Source organism: Amycolatopsis sp. cmx-4-61 (assembly GCF_046548775.1).
GTDB lineage: Bacteria > Actinomycetota > Actinomycetes > Mycobacteriales > Pseudonocardiaceae > Amycolatopsis.
Map to the genome: position 1 here is coordinate 99,386 of NZ_JAEBEI010000011.1, position 20,388 is coordinate 119,773.

The following is a 20,388-nucleotide window of genomic DNA, read 5'->3' on the forward strand; positions in this document are numbered from 1 at the left end:
CGCGTCTGTCCACACTTGTCCGGGTGCTCACCGGCTCGCGAGGCCGCCCAGGATGGCGTCGATGATGCCCTGGTGGGTGACCGCGTAGGACCGGCGGTCGAACAGGCCGAAGCCGTACTGCCCGTTGTTGCCGTTGTCCCAGTACACCGTGGCGGCGCCGTACTTCTTGGCCGTCGACACGACCGCCCGCGCGAAGTCGGCGCGGTAGCGGTTGTTCGCGGAATCGAACGACGACTTGTCGATCGACCCGTATTCGCCGACGATCGCGGGGTAGCCCTTGGCGACGAAGGTGTCGCGCACCGATTTGAGCTGGGCGTCCAGGTAGTCTTCCTGGCCCCAGGTCGACTTTTTCGACGGGTTGGCCGCGCCGCGGCCCCACTGCGTGATGGTGCCGTTTTCCTCGCCGGCGAAGTCCCACGGGCTGTAGTAGTGGACGGAAATCATCATCCGCTTTTCACCCGCGGGAACCGACGGCGACCGGAACTGGTCGGTGGGCATGACGAAGCCGTAGTTGCCGGTGGTGTAATCGATGTTCGTGTTCCAGCCCGCGACGAGCAGCCACCGCGAACCGTTGTTCCCGCCGGCCTTGCGCACGGTGTCGACGAAGATCTGGTCGTAGGCGTTGATGTTCGAGTAGCAGGGCTGGGTCGGGTTGCCGTACTGCCCGTCGAACTCCTCGTTCATCGCCTCCAGGACGAGGTGCTGGTCGTAGCCGGCGAACCGAGCCGCGACCTGCTGCCAGACCTTCTGGTACTTGGCCTTGACGGTGGCCTGGTTGCCGGAATCGCAGATCAGCCACGAGCCGTTGACGGTCTTGTAGCCGTCGCCGTGCATGTCGACCAGCACGTACAGGCCGCGGTTGTACGCGTAGTCGACGACCTGCTGGACCCGGTTCAGCCAGGCGGCGTTGACGGTGTAGTCCGGCCCCGCGCCGATGTAGTTCAGGTACGAGACCGGAATCCGGATGGTCCGGAACCCGGCGGCTTTGACTTTGTCGATGAGCGCCTGGGTGACGGTCGGCTGCCCCCAGGCGGTTTCGCTGGGCACACCGTTGCTGCTGGCTTCCAGCTGGTTCCCCAGATTCCACCCGGCGCCCATTTCGGCCACGATCTGCGCCGCATTCAGCCCGCCGGCGGAAGCCGGAGCAACCCCGGAAAAACCGGCGGTGACGGCCAGTGTGACGGCGAGGAACGCGGACCGGAGCTTCGTTGCTCTCGAAGTCATGACGGATACCTCCCGTGTCCATGGATGGAGATATTCCAACATGTCCGATATCGACCGTCAATGCTGCACGTGTTCCCGGATAACCCGGGCGGTCGAAGGAATCGAATGATCGAAGAAATCGACGGGAATTCGACGAAAAATCGCTCAGGAACCGTCCGCCCGGAAGTCGACGAGGGCGACGGTGATGTTGTCGCGCCCGGACGCGTTCATCCCGCCGGTGGTGCGTTCGCGCCCCGCGGTGATCGCCGCCTCTGCCGGCAGGACGTAGCCTTTCGGTGGAGTGTCGGCCGCACGAGGCCCGAGCAGAGGAGTGAGCATGCAGGGAGTGGATCCGTCGGTGCCGCCGAGTGGCACCGGCTGCGCGGACTGCGACGCCGCGGACCCGCAGGGCTGGTGGTTCCACCTCCGGCGCTGCGCGCAGTGCGGGCACATCGGGTGCTGCGACTCCTCGCCCGGCCGGCACGCGAGCGGTCACGCCGCCGCCAGCGGGCACCGCCTGGCCCGCAGCTTCGAGCCCGGCGAGGAGTGGTTCTGGGACTACGGCGACGAAACCCTCTACGAGTCCGGCCCGGAGCTCGCGGGCCCGCAGCACCGCCCCCTGAGCCAGGCCGCGCCCGGCCCGGCGGACCGTGTGCCGGGGGACTGGACCCAGCACCTGCACCGGTAGCCGCCCGGGCTTCGCCGCGGCTCGAGCGGGTCACAGGCGGCGGTACCGCGCCTCCAGCAACGCGAACACGCTGAACACCGCAATGCCCGCGGCCAGCGCCAGCAGCAGGGCCTGTCCGTACGGCTGCACGGCCAGCGTCTTCAGCGCCGGGTCCAGGCCGCCGGCCTTGGCGGGGTCGTAGCGGATCGCCGCCAGGACGAACATCACGCCGACGGTCGCGTACGTGACCCCCACCGCGCACCAGCCGATCTGCCCGAGGCGGGTGGCCGAGCGGCGCAGGGTGGGCGACGCGCCGCCGAAGTCGAGGTCGCGGAGGAACTTCTTCCGGGCGCCGCGGTAGGCGAGCCACGCCGCGACCGCGATGACCACGATCCCCGCCGTGATCACCGCGGCGGCGCCCCACGGCCGGGCCAGCACGCCGGCGACCACGGAACCGGCCTTGCCCGAAGCGCCGGTTGCGGTCTTCGCGGCGCTGTAGGAGACGAGGCCGTACAGCACCACTTCGACACCGCTGGCCGCCCGCCGCGCCCATCGCCGCCGCGGTGCGGCGTGCCGGTGGCCGGTGACCGCCTCGGCGAGCTGCCACAGTGCGAGCACACCGGTGCCGGCGGCGACGAGCCAGAGCAGCCACGCGCCGCCTTCGGTCGCGACGATCTGGAGCGCGCCCGCCTTGTCGGCGCGCTCGTTGTCGCCCAGGGCCACCTGGGCGGCGAGCCACGCGACGATCAGGTGTACCGCCGCGTAGCAAGTCAACCCGATCCGGGCAAGCACGCTGAAAATTCTCAGTTCGGGCATGAAGGTGAGTTTTACTCATCTCCGTCGGATTTGACCAGAGGCACCTGCGTAGCGGGGCCGTGAATCTGTCGGCGGCGCATCGATTTCGGATCGTATTGGGCCCGGTTCACCGCGCGAAACGGCCATGTCTCTCGTACCCTTGTCGGACAGTGCATCGCCTGTGCATCCAGAGGTGAGCGTGGCGGCAGACGCACCGGCGGTACCGGCGCGAGACGTTGACCGCCCTGTTGACCACCGGGGGAACCAGGTCGTCCGCCTGATGCGGCGGGCCGCCGAGACGCCGGACGAGCGGACGTGGCAGCCGGAGGAACCTGCCGCGGAACTGCTCGCCGGCGTCGACGCGGTGGTACCGCGTCGCGGCCCGGCGTAACAAGCCCGCGGCACGGCACGACTCTGCTCGTCGACGCCGCCTCAGGAAGGGATCGACGGCATGGCTTGGTTCAGCCGCAGAACGCAGTCCCGCCTTCCCGCGGACACGGCCCGCCGCCTCGAACTGCTGGGCCGCTTCGAGTTCGACGTCCGCGGTTCGGGGATCGCCTCGGCCGACATCTTCCCGACCTGCATCCAGCCGTTCCTTGGGTTCGCCCGGCAGGACCTGGCCGGGTTCGCCGCCGAACTGCGCGCCGCCGTCGCGGGTGACGACACCGGGTTCGCCACCTACGGGGCGTCCTGCCTCATCTTCGAACTGGCCGGGACGGACGTCCGCAACCCGGACGCCCTCGCCCTCCTGGACGCCGCCATCGAAGTCAAACGGGCCCGGCACCTGCCCCAGATCATGCTGAAGGGCTACGAGCTGTTCCGGTGGAACGAGGTGCACGGGGTCGGTACCTGGCCCGGCGGCGCCGCTCAGCCACCGGTGTAGGCGAACGCCGCCGCAGTCCGCCGTCCGGTGGCTGGAACCGGACCGTCAGGTACGCGGTGGCCTGGTCGTGCACCGGCCAGGCCACCGCAACCACTTCATCCATCCCCACGCAGGACGGCATCCGGAGGCTGACGATCAGGGTTCGGTGCCCCAGCCGAGGGTGCCCGACTGGTAGGCGGTGGCGGTGGCGAGGTCGGTGAACGCCGCCGCCGTGCGGTAGCTGTAGTCGTCGGCCTGGTTGAACGGGGACCAGTCGGCCTTGGCCACGCGCACCTGCACTTCGCCGGTGCTCGCGCCGGCGGCCAGGGTGCCGCCGCTGAAGCCGACCTCGACATACGCGTCGGCTCCCGGGCGCGGTGTGCTGAGCTTCACCACGCGCAAGGTGACGTTCGCGCAGCCCGCGACCGCGTAGTCGCACCAGATCTGGTAGCCCGGGTTGGTGGCGTCTCCGGTGAACCAGTAGCGGGCGGTGACGCCGGTCAGGGCGACCGGCGTGCTGCCCCGGTTGACGACCTGCAGGCTGGTGCGGATCTGACTGCTGGAGGTGTCACTCCCGCCGCGTTGCTGGACGGCGAGCGAGCCGGTGCCGGGGTTGCCGCCGGTGGTCGTGGTGGTGACCGAAACCGGGCTGCTGGCCGTGGACCGGTTGCCGGCGGCGTCCCGGGCCTGGACCGAGAACGTGTACGCCGTGCCCGGGGTGAGGCCCGTGACCTGGTAGCCGGTCCCGGTGGTGCTGCCGACCACCGTCCCGGCGGAGTTCAGCACGTCGTACCCGGCGACGCCGACGTCGTCGGTGGCGGCGGTCCAGGTGAGACCGACGCTGGTGCTGCCGGCGGTGGCGGTGACCCCGGTGGGCGCCGACGGCGGCGTGGTGTCCGCTGTGGACGGTCCCGGCTCGCTGCCCCACAGCACCGTGGAACCTTGGGTCAGCACCAGTTGCGGGTCGTTGGCCGGCGCGGTCCCGCTGGGGGCGAGGCCGGTGTGCGACCAGTCGTTGGCGGGGTCCCAGGTGCCGGCGCTGCTGATCCGGAACTGCACTTCCTTGCGGTAGCGCGACTGCCCGCCGGGAGCGACACCGCCGGAGCACGGGATCTCGACGTAGTACACCGCGCCGGAGAACTGGTGCACGGTCGGGGCGTCGCACTGGTTGTACGCCGACGTGACCGAGATCTGGCTCGGCGTGGTGCCGCCGTCGAGCGTGAAGTAGTACCGCAGCGAGCCGGTGAACGTCCGGGCCGGCCACGCCGACTTGTTGAGGACGTACGCCTTGACCTCGGTGAACGTGCCGCCGTCGGGCTGGTTGAGCGCGCCCTGCGCCAGGAGCTCCGGGCCGTCCGGGGTTTCCTTGGGCGGGAAGGCGGCCAGCGGGGCACCGCCGTACTCGCCGTAGAGGCGGGCCAGCGCGCCGGTGAAGCCGGCGTTGTAGTCGAGGGCCACCTCGTTCATCGTGTAGTTGGTGCGGTCGTCGGTGTAGGCGTCGTTGGCCGAGCTGGGCCCGCCGACGAGGGCGCCGTAGAGGACGTGCCGGCTCTGCGCCGGCTCGTTGATGTTGTCGGCCCAGGACCCGTGCGCGGTGCGGTGGTGCGGGTTGCGCGGCGGGTTGACGCCGAACCCGACCTCGAAGCTCGCGCCGCGCGGGTTGTCGCCGAGGGCGTAGTCGATCTGCCGCACGCCGAAGTCGTGGTATGTGGTGGCGCGGGTGGGATCTTTGGCGCGCAACCAGTCCGAGTAGGTGAGCGCCACGAACGCGGTGTTCGCCGCGTACCGCAGCGAGCCCCACTGGTCGAGCACGGCCTGGCCGCCGGGGGAGTAGGGCACGTGCTGGCCGTTGACGCCGGTGGTCCACCAGTCCAGCCAGCGGTTCGCGTCGGCGAGGTACTCGGGGTCGCCGGTGAGCTGGGCGAGCAGGACGTAGGCGCCGTAGGACTTGTCGTCCCAGGCCAGCGTCCAGCGGTAGGAGCGGGTGGTGGTCTGCGGTTCGGTGGACAGCTTCTCGTACTCGGCGCGCGCCTTGGTCAGGTAGCTGCTGTCGCCGGTGGCCTTGTAGAGCCAGATGGCACCCCACACGAGCTCGTCCTGGTAGCCGCTCCAGGACTTGTAGAAGTTCTGGGCGTCGGTGATGCAGTTGGAGTAGACGCCGCGGTGGTTGTCGGCGAACGAGTACAGCTGCTTGGCGTGGGTCAGCAGGGTCGCCGCGTAGGTGGCGTCGCTGCCCTGGAACACCATCGAGCTCGCGGCCATCTGGGCGGCGGCCTCGCCGGCGAGGTCCGAGCCGGGGCAGGAGTCGTCGATGCGGTAGGCGGGCCGCGCCATGGTCATCGTCTCGGCGGGTCCCCACCACTTGTGGTCGTCGTCGCCCTTGCCGACCTGGCCGTAGAGCACGTCGGGCTGCGGGTGCGCCTTGATCAGCCAGTCGTCACCCCAGCGCAGGTTCGACAGCAGCGACGCCCATTGGCCGGAGCTCTGGTAGGCGGTCCGGTTTTCCAGCGCGCCCCAGGCCAGCATGGTCATGCTGAACTCGAACGGCAGCCCGAACTTGACGTGGTCGCCGGCGTCGTAGAACCCGCCGGTGAGGTCGAGCCCGGCGTCCTTGCCGTCGTCGAGGGCGGACGGGCCGCGCCACGAGACCCGATTGCTCGCGGGCAATGCCCCGGAGCGCTGGGCGTCGTAGAACCAGACGGCCTTCTGCAGCGCCTCACCGTAGTTGAACTTCCCCGCGGCGCCCGCGGGCGCTCCCGGAACCACCAGGGCCAAGCCGAGCACGAGCACCGCGACGACCGCCCGGGACAACGCCTTCAACGCTGAAGTGCGCACTCCGCCTCCTCGATTCTGGGAGCGCTTCCAGATCGAAAGAGTAAGAAGCCGGGTGGTCCGTGTAAAGGATTGGCGTCTCGAGTGGGCGGTTCGGTGGTACTTGGCGCGGCCAACCGGCGTAACCCGCGGGACGCCGGTGCGGTGCGTTGCTGGGAGCGCTCTCAAGAGCGGTCGAAGAAAAGGACGCCTTCGGTACCGAAGGCGTCCTTCCGACGAGGGGCGCTCAGCCGCGCAGGGCGCTGCCGGCCTGCCAGGCGGTCCAGCTGATGGCCCAGTCGCCGTGGCCGTTGTTGATGGCCAGCTGCGGGCCACCGGAGTTGGTGACCTCGACGACGTCGCCGACGTTGAAGTTGTCGAAGAACCACTTGGCGTTCTCGGTGTTCATGTTGAGGCAGCCGTTGGAGACGTTGTCGCTGCCCTGCACCCCGACCGTCTTCAGGTTCTCGTGCAGGTATTCGCCGTCGGCGGAGATGCGGACGTTCCAGTTCTCCGGCGCGCTGTAGTAGCCGGGTTCGCCCTCGCAGACGCCGTAGGTGCAGGAGTCCATGATCTTGTGCTCTTCCTTCCCCAGCACGGTGTGCGTGCCGTTGAAGGTCGGCGTCGGGCCGCGCGGCGGGGTGTCGGCGGTCTTGCCCATGCTGATCGGCGCGGTCTTCACCAGCTGTCCGTTGTGGAACGCCCTGATCTGGTGCGTCTTGCCGTCCGCCTTGGCGATCCAGGAGTCGTGCACCTTGTAGGTGGCGGAGACGTCCTGCCCGCCGTACACGCCACCCCCGATCGGCGTGCCGAAGGTCGTGGTCTCGAGCTTCACGGTCGAGCCGGCCTTCCAGTAGTCCTTGGGCCGGTAGTGCACTTCGCGCTTGCCGACCCAATACCAGCCGCCGTCCTGGGCGGGCGAGGAGGTCACCTTCAGCGACTTCTCCACGGTGGCCTTGTCGGCGATGTCGTGGTCGAACTTCAGCCCGATGACCAGCCCGACCCCGAAGTCCCCCGAAGCCGGCTGGAAGAGCGCGGGGGTGGCCACCCCGGCCGGCTTGATCGTGTGGACCTCGCCGCGCTGCTCGGTGGCCGCGCCTGCCTGGTTCACCGCGGTGGCCACGACCTGGTAGGTGGCGCCGTACCGGAGGTGGTCGCTGCTGGTCCAGGTGGTCTTGTCCGCCGAAAGCTCGCCCTTGACGCCGTTGCCGGTCTGCGGGTTGGTGACCGCGACGGCCTGCAAGGTGCCGCCGGCCGCCTTGACGACGATCGGGTCCTTCGGGCTCAGCTGCTCCTGGGCGCCGGGGACGAAGGCCACGGTCGCGGCGGGCACCCCGGGCACCCCGGGCACGGTGGCCGTCCCGGTGGCCCCGGCCACCCCGGCGGCTTGCGCGGTCCCCGCGGTCTCGGACGGCCCGCTGCACGCGGCGAGCACCAGGACGACCAACCCGAGTCCGGCTGTACGGATCACTCTCACGCCCCCTCAGACGTCCCACGTGCCCCGAAGTTGCATAACGATCCGATCTCCCGCACGAACCCGCAGGCTCCGCGGAAGGTGTTGCCACCACGGCATTCCGGGACGACCACAGTGGACTGGGGGGATCGGAAACCAAAACTCCCCAGGCCGATCCGAAGACCAACCTGGGGAGTGGAGGTGCGCCATCAGGGACTCGAACCCCGAACCCGCTGGTTAAGAGCCAGCTGCTCTGCCAATTGAGCTAATGGCGCCGGTGTCTGCCGGAGGCTTCCCTCGGCGACGTGGAAAAGATTAGCACCCGTTCGCGGGCCCGTTTCAGGGGGGTCCCCCGAACCGGGATCGGGCATTACCGCCCCGGCGTCGGCCCTGGTCGGGCACACTGGACCCGGACATCGACGGCGAACCGGGCGGGTGGGCATGCGGGGTGTGAAGGTGCGGCTGCTGCTGGCTGCCGGGGTGGTCGGGCTCGTCGTGGGGGGCTGCAGCAGTACGCCTTCGGGTGAACTTCCGCCGCAGCCGGGGCCGTCGGCCAGTGAGACCAAGCCCGCGCCGAAGCCCGCCGTGCTCACCCTCACGCCCGGCCGGGACGCCAAGGACGTCGCGCCCGGGGAGCCGGTGGGTGTCACCGTCCGGGATGGGCAGGTCGGGGCGGTCAAGCTGACCGGGCCCGACGGCAAGGTCGTCGCCGGGAAGCCGCGGGCCGACGGCTCCGGCTGGGACGCCACCGAGCCGCTGGGCTACCACAAGACCTACCGGCTGACCGCGACCGCCACCGGCTCCGACGGCAAGCCGGTGACCGCGGAGTCGACGTTCAGCACCGTCAAGCCCGCCCGGCAGCTCGGTGTCTCGGTGAACCTCGTCGAGGGGGAGACAGTCGGGGTCGGGATGCCGCTGATCTTCACCTTCACCGGCAACGTCACCGACAAGGCCGCGGCCGAGAAGGCGCTGAAGATCACCGCGGAGCCGGCCACCGAGGGCGCCTTCCGCTGGTCCGGCGACAAGCAGGTCACCTGGCGGCCGAAGGACTACTGGAAGAGCGGCACGAAGATCAAGGTCGACGCCGCCGTCTACGGCAAGCCGCTCGGGAGCGGCAGCTACGGCCGCGAGGACGAGGCGGCCAGTGCGACCGTCGGCGACAAGCTCGTCGCCGTGGCCGACGGCCAGACCCACCAGATGACGGTCACGATCAACGACAAGGAGGTCAAGACCATGCCGACCTCCATGGGCAAGCCCGGCCACAACACGCCGCAGGGCACCTACACCGTGATGAGCGAGCACACCGGCTACACGATGAACTCCGCCACCTACGGCGTGCCCGAAGACGCGCCCGGTGGTTACAGCACCTTCGTCCAGTACGCGGTCCGCCTGTCCTACAGCGGCATCTTCTACCACTCCGCGCCGTGGTCGGTGCGGCAGCAGGGCCACAGCAACGTCAGCCACGGCTGCCTGAACCTGTCCACCGAGAACACGAAGTGGCTGATGGACACGTCCAAGAAGGGCGACGTCGTCACGGTGCGGAACAGCGGCGGCCCGAAGCTCGAGCCGACGGACGGCTGGAGCGTCTGGCAGCTGTCCTGGGACGAGTGGCGGACGGCGGCGAACTAGCCCGACCCGCGGACCAGTTCCCGCGCCTCGGCCTCGGTCGACACCGCGGGTCCCGAGCCCCAGAGCGGCTCGTTCGCCGTCTCGCGGCTGAAGTACACCGCGACGGCGCCGATCGCCCCCGCCGCCATCAGGTACCAGGCCGGCCAGAAGTCGTGGCCGGTGGCGGAGATCAGCGACTGCATGACGAGCGGCGTCGTGCCGCCGAAGAGCGACACCGAGATGTTGAACGCGATGGACAGCGCGCCGTAGCGGATCGCCGTCGGGAACAGCGCGGGCAGCGCCGCGGGCATCGACACCTCGAAGCAGAGCAGCAGCAGGCCGAGGCCCATCAGCCCGAGGAAGGTGAGGACGAGCCCGCCGTCGTGCACGAGCAGCATCAGCGGCCAGGACAGCACGAGGAACCCGAGGCAGCCGGCCATCATGACGGGCTTGCGGCCGACGTGGTCGGTGATCCGCCCGCCGACCGTGATGATCAGCATCATCACGACCATGACGACGATGATCAGCAGCAGCCCGTGGGTGGCGTCGAGGTGCAGCTGCTCGGACAGGTACGTCGGCATGTAGGACAGCAGCATGTAGTCGGTGACGTTGAAGACGAGCACCAGGCCGACGCAGATGAGCAGCGCGGGCCAGTACTCGGTGAACATCTTCCGGAACGGCTCCCCGGACCGCCCGCGCTTCTCGGCCTCCTCGGCGTGCTTCCGGAACGCCGGCGTCTCCTCGAGCTTCAGCCGCATGTACAGCCCGATGATCCCGAGCGGCCCGGCCACGAGGAACGGAACGCGCCAGCCCCAGTCGAGCAGGGTCTCGTGCGGCACCCACGCCTTCATCCCGGTGACGACGGACGCGCCGAGCACGTACCCGGACAGCGTCCCGAACTCGAGCCACGACCCCATGAACCCGCGCCGCTTGTCGGGGGAGTACTCGGCGATGAAGGTGGTTGCGCCCCCGTACTCCCCGCCGGTGGAGAACCCCTGAAGCATCCGCGCCAGCACCAGGAGGATCGGCGACCAGACGCCGATGGAGCTGTACGACGGGATCAGCCCGATGCACAGGGTCCCGATGGCCATCATGATCATGGTGACGGCGAGGACCTTCTGCCGTCCGATCCGGTCCCCGAGCGGCCCGAAGACGAGGCCGCCCAGCGGCCGCATGAGGAAGGCGGCGGTGAAGGCCCCGAAGGTCCCGATCAGCCGAACCCCGGGAGACACGCTGGCGGGGAAGAACACTTCGGCGATGGTGTCGGCGATGTAGGCGTACACGCCGAAGTCGAACCACTCCATGGCATTGCCGAGCGCGGCGGCCCCCACCGCCCGCTTGAGCAACGACCGGTCGACGACGGTGATGTCCTCGTACCGCAGCTTCTTTTTGCGACTCCGGATCTTCGGTGCTGAACGTGCCACGAGAAACACCGTGCCCCGGCATCCGGCGGCTCGCACGCTGAGCCATCCGGTCGTGAGCGTTGCCACGTACGGCCCAACCCGAACCGCACCCGGCCACACAACTCGCCCCAGGGATGGGGGTCCGGGGGCGAGCCCCCGGCGGGGGTGTGGGGGTTCGACCCCCACAAAAAGGCGAAACCCCAGGCTGAGCGAGCTTGCAAAGCAAGCGAACAGCCTGGGGTGATGGGGTGAGCGACGGGTTTCGAACCCGCGACCTCCTGGACCACAACCAGGTGCTCTACCAGCTGAGCTACGCCCACCATCGCCGAGGGAACCGCTTCCGATCACCTCGCTGGCAGTAATCGTAGCGGGTGCCTTCGACTGCTTTTCAGCGGGTCACCGTTGGTGGTGTTCCTGCACTTCAGCGGCGACGGCCTTGGCTTCTTCGCTGGTCGGGCCGGGCTGCGGGACGAAGGCCACGCGCCGGTAGTAGTCGAGCTCGCCGATGGACTCGCGGATGTCGGCGAGGGCGCGGTGGGCGAGGCCCTTTTCCGGCTTGGCGTAGTAGATCCGCGGGTACCAGCGGCGGACGAGTTCCTTGACGGAGGAGACGTCGACCATGCGGTAGTGCAGGTGGGCGTCGAGGGCCGGCATGTCGCGGGCGATGAAGCCGCGGTCGGTGGCGATCGAATTGCCGGCGAGGGGGGCGGTGCCCGACTCGGGGACGTGCTCGCGGATGTAGTCGAGAACGCGGCGTTCGGCTTCTTCGAGGGTCACGGTGGAGCGGCGGACCTCTTCGGTGAGGCCGGAGTGGGCGTGCATCTCGCGGACGACTTCGGGCATCCCGGCGAGTTTTTCCTCGTCGGCGTGGATGACGATGTCGACTCCTTCGCCGAGCACGTTCAGTTCCGCGTCGGTGACGAGGGCGGCGATTTCGATCAACGCTTCCTTGCCGAGGTCGAGCCCCGTCATTTCGCAGTCGATCCAGACTAGGCGGTCGGTCACCTGGTGACCCTAACCCGACACGGGGATAAGAGGGGCGTTACCTGCGCGTACGGCGCGTTACGCTCCCGGTGTGGTCCAGGACACATGATCGGGGAGTGGCAAGTGACCGAGCAACAGTCGCCGGCGAGGGAGATCGCCGCCGGGTATGCGAGTGAGGGTGCCGCGCTGGAGCTGGGTGCGGTGGTGATCGACGGGCAGGTGGACGCGGCGGCGGCCGTGCGTCTGCCGTTGGCGACGCTGAACCGGCACGGCCTGGTCGCCGGAGCGACCGGCACCGGCAAGACGAAGACGCTGCAGCTGATCTCGGAGCAGCTGTCGGCGGCCGGGGTGCCGGTGGTGCTCGCCGACGTCAAGGGCGACCTGTCCGGGCTGGCCGCGGCGGGCGAGGCGAACGACAAGGTCGCCAAGCGGGCGCAGGAACTCGGCGACGACTGGGCCGGCACGGCGTTCCCGGTGCAGTTCCTGTCGCTCGGCACCGGCGGGACGGGGACACCGATCCGGGCGACGATGACGAGTTTCGGCCCGGTGCTGCTGGCCAAGGTGCTCGGGTTGAACGAGACGCAGGAGTCGACGCTCGGGCTGATCTTCCACTGGGCCGACCAGCGCGGCCTGGCGCTGCTGGACACGAAGGACCTGCGGTCGGTCATCACGCACCTGACCAGCGACGAGGGCAAGGCGGACCTCAAGGGCATCGGCGGGGTGTCGGCCGCGACGGCCGGGGTGATCCTGCGTGCATTGTCCAACCTGGAGGCTCAGGGCGGCGAGGACTTCTTCGGCGAGCCCGAGCTGGACGTCCACGACCTCATGCGCGCTCGCGACGGCCAGGGCATCGTCACGCTGCTGGAGCTCGGCAACCTCCAGGCGAAGCCGGCGTTGTTCTCGACGTTCCTGATGTGGCTGCTGGCCGAGCTGTTCGAGGAGCTGCCCGAGGAGGGCGATCTCGACCAGCCGAAGCTCGTGTTCTTCTTCGACGAGGCCCACCTGCTCTTCGCCGACGCGTCGAAGGCGTTCCTCGAGCGCATCGAGCAGACCGTCAAGCTGATCCGGTCCAAGGGTGTCGGCGTGTTCTTCTGCACGCAGCTGCCCACGGACATCCCGAACGCCGTGCTCTCGCAGCTCGGTGCCCGGATCCAGCACGCGTTGCGGGCGTTCACCCCGGACGACCAGGCGGCGCTGGCCAAGACGGTGAAGACCTACCCCAAGACGAAGTTCTACGAGCTCGACACGGCGTTGACGTCGCTGGGCATCGGCGAGGCCGTCGTCACGGTGCTGTCGGAGCGGGGTGCGCCGACGCCGGTGGCGTGGACGCGGCTGCGCGCGCCGCGGTCGAAGATGGGCTCGCTCGGCGAGGAGGCCGTCGCCGCGGCCGTCTCGGCGTCCGACCTGCACGCGAAGTACGCCGAGACGATCGACCGGGAATCGGCTTACGAGAAGCTGGCCGCGAAGGTCGCCGCCGCGCCCGGGCCCGCGCCGGAGGCCGCACCCGAGGCGCCGGCGCCGCCCGCGAAGGACGAGCCGGGGTTCCTCGAGTCCGCCATGAAGAACCCGGCGGTCAAGTCGTTCATGCGGTCCGCGGCGGGCGCGCTGGGCCGGGAGATCACGCGCGGGTTGTTCGGCAATCGACGGCGCTGACAAAACCTGACGCAAGCTGTCAGGTATGGCTGGGACGCTGGTGCCCACACCGGAGAAGGGAACACCATGACCAGCACCGCCACCGCGTCGTTCACCGTCGACAAGTGGGAGCCCCAGGCGACCGACGAGTTCGCCGGCAACGAATTCGCCCGGGTGGCGATCGCCAAGACGTTCACCGGGGCGGTCGAGGGGACCAGCGACGTCGAGCTGCTGACGGCGTCCAACTCGACTTCACGCGCGTACGTGGGCTTCGAGCGGCTCGAAGTCTCGGTCGACGGCCGCAAGGGCAGCTTCGTGCTGCACCACACCGCCGACGAGGAGGCCGGGATGGCGGTGAAGATCCTCACCGGGTCCGGGACGGGCGAGCTGACCGGGATCGCCGGGACGGCGCTCATCGAGGTCGACGGCGACGACCACCGCTTGACGCTCACCTACACGCTCTGACCAGCACAACGGCCGTTTCGAGAGCCCCCGATAGACTCTCGAAACGGCCGTTGCGTGATCTCCCGCTCCCCGAAGCGGGGGGACGGACCGCCCCGACCACGGCCCGTCCGCGTCCTAGTCGTGCACGATCTGGTCGACGATCTTCTTGGCGTCGTTGATCGGGATGGCAAAGCCGATCCCGACGCTGCCCGCGGAGCCGTTGGCCGACGCCGCCGGGCTGTACAGCGCCGAGTTGATGCCGATCACGTTGCCCTGCGTGTCGACCAGCGCGCCGCCGGAGTTGCCCTGGTTGATCGCGGCGTCGGTCTGGATCGCGGTGTAGCTGGGCGAGTCGCTGCGCTGGTTCGACGTGCGGCTGAACGGCGAGCGCTGCTGCTGCTCGCCCTGCCCGATGTCGGACAGGTTCCGGTTCAGCGCGCTGACGATGCCGGTGGTGACGGTGTTCTGCAGGCCGCCCGGCGAGCCGATCGCGACCACCTCCTGGCCGACGGCGAGCTTGCTCGAGTCGCCCAGGCTCGCCGCGGTCAGCCCGGCGGCGTTCTGCGCCTGGACCACCGCGATGTCCGCCTTCGTGTCGGCGCCGACCACGCTCGCCTGGTACTTTTTGCCGTCCGACGTGGTGATCACGACGTTCCGGGCGCCGTCGACGACGTGCGCGTTGGTCAGGATCCGGCCGTCGGAAGTGAGGATGACACCGGAGCCGATGGCCTCGCCCTGGTCGGTCGTCACGTTGATCTGGACGACGCTCGGCGTCACCTTCGCCGCGACGGCGCTGACGTCACCGGCAGTCGAGTTGAGGACCGGCTGCCCGTTCGCCGCCGGCGTGCTGACCGACGTCGTCGCGCCGTTCGCCGAAGTCGTCGTGAGGCCGACGATCGCGGCGCCGCCGACGCCACCGACCAGCGCGGCGCCGAGCGCGGTCGCGCTGACGAACATCGCGACGCGGCCACCCTTGCGCGGCTTGGCCTTCAGCGCCGTGGGGGCCGGGGGGCCCGGCGGCGGGGTGAAGAGCGGATTCGGCGCGGCCTGCTGCTGGTAGGCGTACTGCGCGTACGGCCCGTACTGCTGGGTGCTCTGGTGCGGCTGGTGCCCACCGGTTGAGGCGGGGCCGGGCCGACTCTCGTTCTCGGTCATGACACAAGGTTCGCGCCCGCGCTTGTGAACAGCCTGTGCAAATACCTCAGGCTTTGCTGAGAAGAATCAGCTGAGAAAACTCAGCGAATCCTCAGGCGTCATGCGAAGAACGAGGGGACGTCCAGGGCACCGCCCGCCGCTGCGAACTCATCGTGCACGGCCTTCCTCAGCTCCGCGTCGCCCAGGTAGTCGGCGGCGGTCAGGGCCAGCCCCAGCGCACCGTCCCGGACAGCCGCGTCGCCGGTTTCCGATCCGGCCGCGGCGGCGAACTCCTTGGTGTGCAACGCAACCGTGGGGCCCGACACGGCGAGCATCGGGTGCAGCGCGGGCATCCGGTACGACAGGTTGCCGAGATCGGTGGAGCCGGTGAGCGACTCCGGCACGATGCCCGGCGGAAGCGGCTTGCGGCCGGTGCCCAGCTGGTTGGCCGTCCAGCGGCCGGCGAGCGCGGTGTTGAACCGGATCGGCAGGTAGGCCGGCTGGGCGTCCCAGACCAGTTCGACGCCGCAGCCGGTCATCGCCGCGGCGCCTTCGGCGATCGACGTCATCCGGGCGGCGAGGTCCCGCAGGGTGTCCGGGCTCTGCGACCGGAGGTAGAACAGCAGCGCGGCCCGGGCCGGGATGACGTTCGGCCGGGCACCGCCGTCGGTGAACACACCGTGGACGCGGTCGCTCTGCGGCAGCTGCTGGCGCAGCGCCGAGACCCCTTGGTACGCGGCCACGGCGGCGTCGAGCGCGTTGCGGCCCATGAACGGCTGGGCGCTCGCGTGCGCGCCGACGCCGTGGAAGACCATTTCGAGCTGGCGCCGGCCGAGGAACGGGTGCAGCGCGATGTCGTGGCTGAAGGGGTGCAGCATGATCACCGCGTCGACGTCGTCGAACACCCCGGCGCGCGCGAGGATCTCCTTGCCGCCCCCGCCTTCCTCGGCCGGGGTGCCGATCAGGCTGACGCGGCCGCCCAGGCGCTCGGCGACGGTGGCGGCGCCGAGGAAGCCGCCCGCGGCGGTGGTGCAGATGACGTTGTGGCCGCAGGCGTGACCGAGGCCGGGCAGCGCGTCGTACTCGGCGAGGACGGCGATGTGCGGGCCGTCCTGTCCGGGTGTGCTGACGCGCAGCGCGGTGTCGAGCCCGCCGACACCGACGGTCGCTTCGTGCCCGTGGCGGTGCAGGAGGTCCGCCAGGGCCCGCACCGAGCGGTGTTCGGCGAACCCCTCCTCCGGGTGCGCGTGCAGATCTTGGCTCAACGCCACCAGATCGGCCGACCCGCGCTCGACCGCGGCGGTCACTTCGGCCCGCGTCGCCTCGTCCGCGCCGGCGTACGGCGAGGACAGCGGTTCGGCGGCCGCGACGGCGTCGGCGGTGGCCTCGACCAGGGAACGCAGGTAGCTGTCGTCGGGCGGGACGGGCTCGTGGTGCGTCATGGGGCGATGCTAACCGTCCACTCGTTCGAGTGAACAAATCCGCGCTCAGGCGTTCGACGCCCGGAATTGTCGGTGCCCCACCCTAACGTCGCAGGCAAGGTCCCGATCCGAGGAGAAGAGATGACGACGATGACCCGCCCGTGCGGCGAGATCACGGTCCGCGGCGAGTTCGACCTGACCGCGGCGGCCCGCTTCCTGACCGGCTTCGCCCCGGCCGGCCGCCCGGAGGCAGAACCCGGCGCGCTGCGGCTGGCGTTCCCGCTCGACGGCGAAGGAACGCCGGTGGGAGCGGTCCTGCGCCAGAGATCGCCCGGCGAGCTCACGGTCGAGGTCCACGGCCCGCCGGAGCACACCGAAGCGGTCGTGACCCAGGTGCGGCGGATGTGCTCCCTGGACGTCGACGGCACGGCGTTCCCCGAGGCCGGCGCGCGGGATCCGGTGGTGTCACTGCTGCAGGACCTGCACCCGGGGCTGCGTCCGGTGCTGTTCGCCTCGCCGTACGAGGCGGCGTGCTGGGCCGTGCTGAGCCACCGGATCTGGATGACGCAGGCCGTCCGGCTGCGCCGCCGCTTGACCGAGCGCCACGGCACGGAGGTCGACGTGGGCGGCACCGTGCTGAGGTCGTTCCCGGCTCCGGCCGCACTGGCGAAGCTGGAGTACCTGCCGGGCCTCCCCGGCCCGAAGCTGACGCGCCTGAGGGCAATCGCCGAGGCAGCGGCCCAGGGCACATTGGACGCGGCGGCGTTGCGGGCAATGCCGGCAGAGGAGGCGCTGAAGGAGCTGCAGCTGTTGCCGGGCATCGGCCGGTTCAGCGCGGAGCTGATCCTGATCCGCGGCGCCGGCCACCCGGACATCTTCCCCCGCAGCGAGACCCGTCTCCACGAGATCATGCGCGAGGCGTACCACCTCCCGGGCGCGGAAGTACCGGAGCTGGCGGAGATCGCCGAGGCCTGGGCGCCGTTCCGGAGCTGGGTGGCGTTTTTGTTCCGAGTGGAGGGCGAGGCCCGCATGAGGGAGTCGCGATGACGTAACCCCCGCCGCGGTCCGTCGCGAGCAGGTCCCGGTCCGGCGCTCGGCCGCGCCCGTCGTGAGTCGGTCCCGTTAGGGCCGCGGTGAGGCCGCCAACAGGAGCCCCGACCCGACTCGACCTGCCCGCGGCTGGGTTGGCGGTGGAGTTGCTCGCCGAGCGGGCTCGCCTGCGGCTGGGCCGGTGATGGGTGTGCGCGCGTTGCTTGCCGAGCGGGCTTGCTTGCGGCTGGGTCGGCGGTGGGCGCGCCAGTTGCCCGCCGAGCGGACCCGGTTCGGTGCGTCGATGCTGGGTTGCGCCGTCCCTGCCCGTCGTGGGCCGATGGTCGTTGCCCGACCTGCTTGGGAGCCGCGATCCGGCTCGCGCTGGTGCGCCCTCGGCCGTACCCCGTGAATCCGCGGCGCGCCGACCGATCACCATCCGTCCCCCCGACAGAAAGGAGACCACCACGATCCCGATACCGGAACCCGCGAAGCGGCGAGCGGTGGGGACTCACAGTAGCCAGATATCGCCTGTGGTGAGGTGTCCGGGTGAGCTCGCCCGTTCCTCTCGCGCTCGGCGGCCCGGCCGGTGGCACCCTGTCAGCGTTCCGCGCGGCTGCCGCCACCGACACTTCACCGGCCGGATCGATTCTCGAGCAGGCCCAGGCCCCCGCGGTGATCACCCTGGTCGCCGGCGGCGTGGCCCTGCTGGTGGTGCTCGTCGGCGGGACCCCGTGGCGGCGGGCACGCAACGTCGTCACGCTCGTGCACGAGGCCGGGCACGCCCTGGCGGCAGTGCTGGTCGGACGGCGCCTGCAGGGCATCAAGCTGCACTCGGACACCTCGGGCGTCACCGTCTCGCGCGGCAAACCCGAGGGCCCGGGCATGGCGTTCACGGCGATGGCCGGCTACCTGGCCCCGTCGGTGCTGGGGCTGCTGTTCGCGAGTCTGCTGGGCGCCGACCTGGTCGGCACGGTGCTGGTGCTGACCGCGCTGCTGCTGCTCGGCGTGCTGGTGATGGTGCGCAACGCCTACGGGGTGTTCACGGTCGTCGCGAGCGCGGCGGTGCTCGCGCTGATCGCGTTCGTCGCCCCGGTCGAACTGCAGGCGCCGTTCAGCTACCTGCTGACGTGGTTCCTGCTGTTCGGCGGCGTCCGCCCGGTGGCCGAGCTGCAGGTCAAACGGAGGCGGGGGCAGGCCCGCGACTCCGACGCCGACCAGCTGGGCCGCCTCACCGCGGTCCCGCCCGTGCTGTGGGTCCTGGTGTTCGCGGTGGCGACGATCAGCTGCCTGATCGCGGGCGCCCTCTGGCTCCTGGAACCCGTGGCCAAGTAACCCGCCACACGCCGACACCGGTCCACGCCCCCGAATCGGCCATCGCTCGGGGCGGCCAAGGGCTGCTCTGTGCCATGGCGGTCGGCCGCCCGGTGGGGGCCGCCTGATTGACTGCTCTGCGCGGCGGCGGCGCGCCTGCGGTGCTCGGTGTCCGCGCCGTGGGCAGCTGAGCCGCCCTTGTCAGGCGCGGTGACCGTGGAAGCTCCCCATGGCGTCCTCGTCACCCGCGGTTCACGCTCCCAGCCACCGCAACCGACACCAGCGCAGCGAGCAGCAACAGCCCTACTCACCAGCCGCGGAGCCCCCGGCCGGGCAGCGGGGCCCATGCGGCAAACTGGTGGTCCGCTCGGAGGGAGACGAACGATGGACGAGGTCGCCAAGGCCGTCGAGGAGTGCGCACGGGCTGCCAAGCGGGCCGCGCCGTCGCTGGCCGGTGCGAGTGCCGAGGCCGTCGATGCCGCCCTCGCCGGGATGGCCGAGCGGCTGCTCGCGCAGCGCGACGCGATCCTCGAGGCGAACCGGGCCGACGTCGAGCGCGCCGAGGCCGACGGGATGAGCGCCGGCCTGCTCGACCGGCTCACCATCACCCCGGAGCGGCTCACCGGCATGGCCGAACAGCTGCGGCTGCTCGCCGGCGCGCCGCACCAGGAGCGGTCCGTCGACGTGTCCACGCTGGACGGCGGCCTGCGGCTCGTCGAACGGCGGCGGCCGGTCGGCGTCATCGGTGCGAACTACGAGGCGCGGCCGAACGTCACCGTCGACGTCGCTTCGCAGCTGGTCAAGTCGCGCAACGCCGGCGTGCTGCGCACCGGCTCGGCCGCGCTCGGGTCGGCCCAGCGGCTGCGGGAGGCCGTCATCGCGCCGGCGCTCGCGGACGCGGGCATCGACGCCGACTGCATCCAGCTCGTCCCGCGGGTCGAGCGGGAGGCCGCGTCCGCGCTGGTGCGGCTGCCCGGCCTCGTGCCGCTGGTGATCCTGCGCGGCAGCGGGGACAGCACCCGCGCCCTCGCCACCGAGGCCGCCGTCCACGGCGTGCGCACCCTGGCCCACGCCGACGGGGGCGGCGTCCTGTACGTCGACCGCGGGGCGGACGTCACCAAGGCCCGCGACCTCGTCCACGCCAGCCTCGACCGGCTCGGTGTCTGCAACCGGCTGAACCTGCTGCTCATCCACGAGGACATCCACGACGACGTCTGGCCGGCGCTCTCCGACGCCCTCGCCGAGCGCGGCGTCACGCCCTCCCTCGCCCCGCACGAGCACCCCATCGGCTACGAGTGGGCGCTGGACTCCGACCGCGAAGCGACCGTCACGGTGGCCAAGGTCGGCTCGCTCACCGACGCCGTCGAGATCGCGAACGAGCGGACGTCCGGCCTGGCGGCGGGCATCACCACCGAGGACGAGTCGGCCGCCGGCGCGTTCTTCGACGGCTACACCGGCACCGGCGTCTTCTGGAACGCCCCGACCCGCCTCCTCGACGGCTTCAAGCTCCTCGCCGTCCCGGAAACCGGCATCAACCTCGACAAGGTCCCCGGTCCCCGCGGCCCGGTGACGTACACGGACCTCTACGTCCGCCAGTACGCCGTCCTGCCCGCCTGAACCCCGGCCCG

The 20,388-nt window shown here is 70.5% G+C and carries 17 protein-coding genes and 2 tRNA genes; 8 read left to right on the forward strand and 11 right to left on the reverse strand.

Annotated features, from left to right (window positions below):
* Positions 1-27: 27 nt before the first annotated feature.
* Positions 28-1,224, reverse strand: coding sequence for a glycoside hydrolase family 5 protein (locus ACLJOU_RS27900; RefSeq protein WP_410571284.1), 1,197 nt, complete (start codon positions 1,222-1,224; stop codon positions 28-30).
* A 144-nt stretch (positions 1,225-1,368) separates the two neighbouring features.
* Positions 1,369-1,542 (reverse strand): hypothetical protein, encoded by a 174-nt coding sequence (locus tag ACLJOU_RS27905; RefSeq protein WP_410571286.1) that lies wholly within the window; start codon positions 1,540-1,542, stop codon positions 1,369-1,371.
* Between ACLJOU_RS27905 and ACLJOU_RS27910 the strand changes: the two genes are divergently transcribed.
* A complete protein-coding gene (locus tag ACLJOU_RS27910) occupies positions 1,541-1,891 on the forward strand; it encodes a UBP-type zinc finger domain-containing protein (protein WP_410571287.1) in 351 nt (116 codons plus the stop codon). The genes ACLJOU_RS27905 and ACLJOU_RS27910 overlap by 2 nt on opposite strands.
* Positions 1,892-1,921: 30 nt before the next feature.
* Here the strand turns inward: ACLJOU_RS27910 and ACLJOU_RS27915 are convergent, their stop codons facing one another.
* A complete protein-coding gene (locus ACLJOU_RS27915) occupies positions 1,922-2,686 on the reverse strand; it encodes a DUF1206 domain-containing protein (RefSeq protein ID WP_410571289.1) in 765 nt (254 codons plus the stop codon).
* Between the two features lie 430 nt (positions 2,687-3,116).
* Between ACLJOU_RS27915 and ACLJOU_RS27920 the strand changes: the two genes are divergently transcribed.
* Positions 3,117-3,548, forward strand: a complete 432-nt coding sequence (locus ACLJOU_RS27920) for a hypothetical protein (RefSeq protein WP_410571291.1) — start codon at positions 3,117-3,119, stop codon at positions 3,546-3,548.
* A 135-nt stretch (positions 3,549-3,683) separates the two neighbouring features.
* On the opposite strand, the gene ACLJOU_RS27925 is transcribed toward ACLJOU_RS27920, so the two are convergent.
* The 3 genes from ACLJOU_RS27925 to ACLJOU_RS27935 form a co-directional block, all read right to left on the reverse strand.
* Entirely contained in the window at positions 3,684-6,362 is a 2,679-nt protein-coding gene (locus ACLJOU_RS27925; protein ID WP_410571292.1) for a glycoside hydrolase family 9 protein, read from the reverse strand.
* A 223-nt stretch (positions 6,363-6,585) separates the two neighbouring features.
* Positions 6,586-7,809, reverse strand: a complete 1,224-nt coding sequence (locus tag ACLJOU_RS27930; protein ID WP_410571293.1) for an Ig-like domain-containing protein — start codon at positions 7,807-7,809, stop codon at positions 6,586-6,588.
* Between the two features lie 184 nt (positions 7,810-7,993).
* Positions 7,994-8,066, reverse strand: a tRNA-Lys gene (locus tag ACLJOU_RS27935).
* 166 nt (positions 8,067-8,232) lie between these two features.
* Here ACLJOU_RS27935 and ACLJOU_RS27940 point away from each other — a divergent pair.
* Positions 8,233-9,420, forward strand: a complete 1,188-nt coding sequence (locus ACLJOU_RS27940; protein ID WP_410571295.1) for a L,D-transpeptidase — start codon at positions 8,233-8,235, stop codon at positions 9,418-9,420.
* Here ACLJOU_RS27940 and proP read toward each other — a convergent pair.
* From proP to orn, 3 genes are all read right to left on the reverse strand, one after another.
* The gene (proP, locus tag ACLJOU_RS27945) at positions 9,417-10,823 is read right to left on the reverse strand and encodes a glycine betaine/L-proline transporter ProP (protein WP_410571296.1); all 1,407 of its coding nucleotides are present in this window, start codon (positions 10,821-10,823) and stop codon (positions 9,417-9,419) included. The two genes, ACLJOU_RS27940 and proP, sit on opposite strands and share 4 nt — an antisense overlap.
* Positions 10,824-11,046: 223 nt before the next feature.
* Positions 11,047-11,122 (reverse strand) — tRNA-His (locus tag ACLJOU_RS27950).
* A gap of 76 nt (positions 11,123-11,198) precedes the next feature.
* Positions 11,199-11,807 carry an oligoribonuclease gene (orn, locus tag ACLJOU_RS27955; protein WP_410571297.1) on the reverse strand — a complete coding sequence of 203 codons (609 nt, stop codon included), beginning with the start codon at positions 11,805-11,807 and terminating at the stop codon, positions 11,199-11,201.
* 84 nt (positions 11,808-11,891) lie between these two features.
* Between orn and ACLJOU_RS27960 the strand changes: the two genes are divergently transcribed.
* A complete protein-coding gene (locus tag ACLJOU_RS27960) occupies positions 11,892-13,439 on the forward strand; it encodes a helicase HerA-like domain-containing protein (RefSeq protein WP_410571299.1) in 1,548 nt (515 codons plus the stop codon).
* A gap of 66 nt (positions 13,440-13,505) precedes the next feature.
* The gene (locus tag ACLJOU_RS27965) at positions 13,506-13,883 is read left to right on the forward strand and encodes a DUF3224 domain-containing protein (RefSeq protein WP_410571301.1); all 378 of its coding nucleotides are present in this window, start codon (positions 13,506-13,508) and stop codon (positions 13,881-13,883) included.
* A gap of 114 nt (positions 13,884-13,997) precedes the next feature.
* Here the strand turns inward: ACLJOU_RS27965 and ACLJOU_RS27970 are convergent, their stop codons facing one another.
* The gene (locus ACLJOU_RS27970) at positions 13,998-15,017 is read right to left on the reverse strand and encodes a S1C family serine protease (protein WP_410571303.1); all 1,020 of its coding nucleotides are present in this window, start codon (positions 15,015-15,017) and stop codon (positions 13,998-14,000) included.
* 98 nt (positions 15,018-15,115) lie between these two features.
* Positions 15,116-16,438 carry a M20 family metallopeptidase gene (locus ACLJOU_RS27975; protein ID WP_410571305.1) on the reverse strand — a complete coding sequence of 441 codons (1,323 nt, stop codon included), beginning with the start codon at positions 16,436-16,438 and terminating at the stop codon, positions 15,116-15,118.
* A gap of 120 nt (positions 16,439-16,558) precedes the next feature.
* Here ACLJOU_RS27975 and ACLJOU_RS27980 point away from each other — a divergent pair, with 120 nt between their 5' ends.
* The 3 genes from ACLJOU_RS27980 to ACLJOU_RS27990 all read left to right on the forward strand — a co-directional run bounded on the left by ACLJOU_RS27980 (position 16,559) and on the right by ACLJOU_RS27990 (position 20,377).
* Positions 16,559-17,464 carry a DNA-3-methyladenine glycosylase family protein gene (locus ACLJOU_RS27980; protein ID WP_410571306.1) on the forward strand — a complete coding sequence of 302 codons (906 nt, stop codon included), beginning with the start codon at positions 16,559-16,561 and terminating at the stop codon, positions 17,462-17,464.
* A 531-nt stretch (positions 17,465-17,995) separates the two neighbouring features.
* Complete coding sequence (locus tag ACLJOU_RS27985; RefSeq protein WP_410571308.1) at positions 17,996-18,781, forward strand: M50 family metallopeptidase; 786 nt, start codon at positions 17,996-17,998, stop codon at positions 18,779-18,781.
* 363 nt (positions 18,782-19,144) lie between these two features.
* Positions 19,145-20,377, forward strand: coding sequence for an aldehyde dehydrogenase family protein (locus tag ACLJOU_RS27990; protein ID WP_410571310.1), 1,233 nt, complete (start codon positions 19,145-19,147; stop codon positions 20,375-20,377).
* The last annotated feature ends 11 nt before the right edge of the window (positions 20,378-20,388 follow it).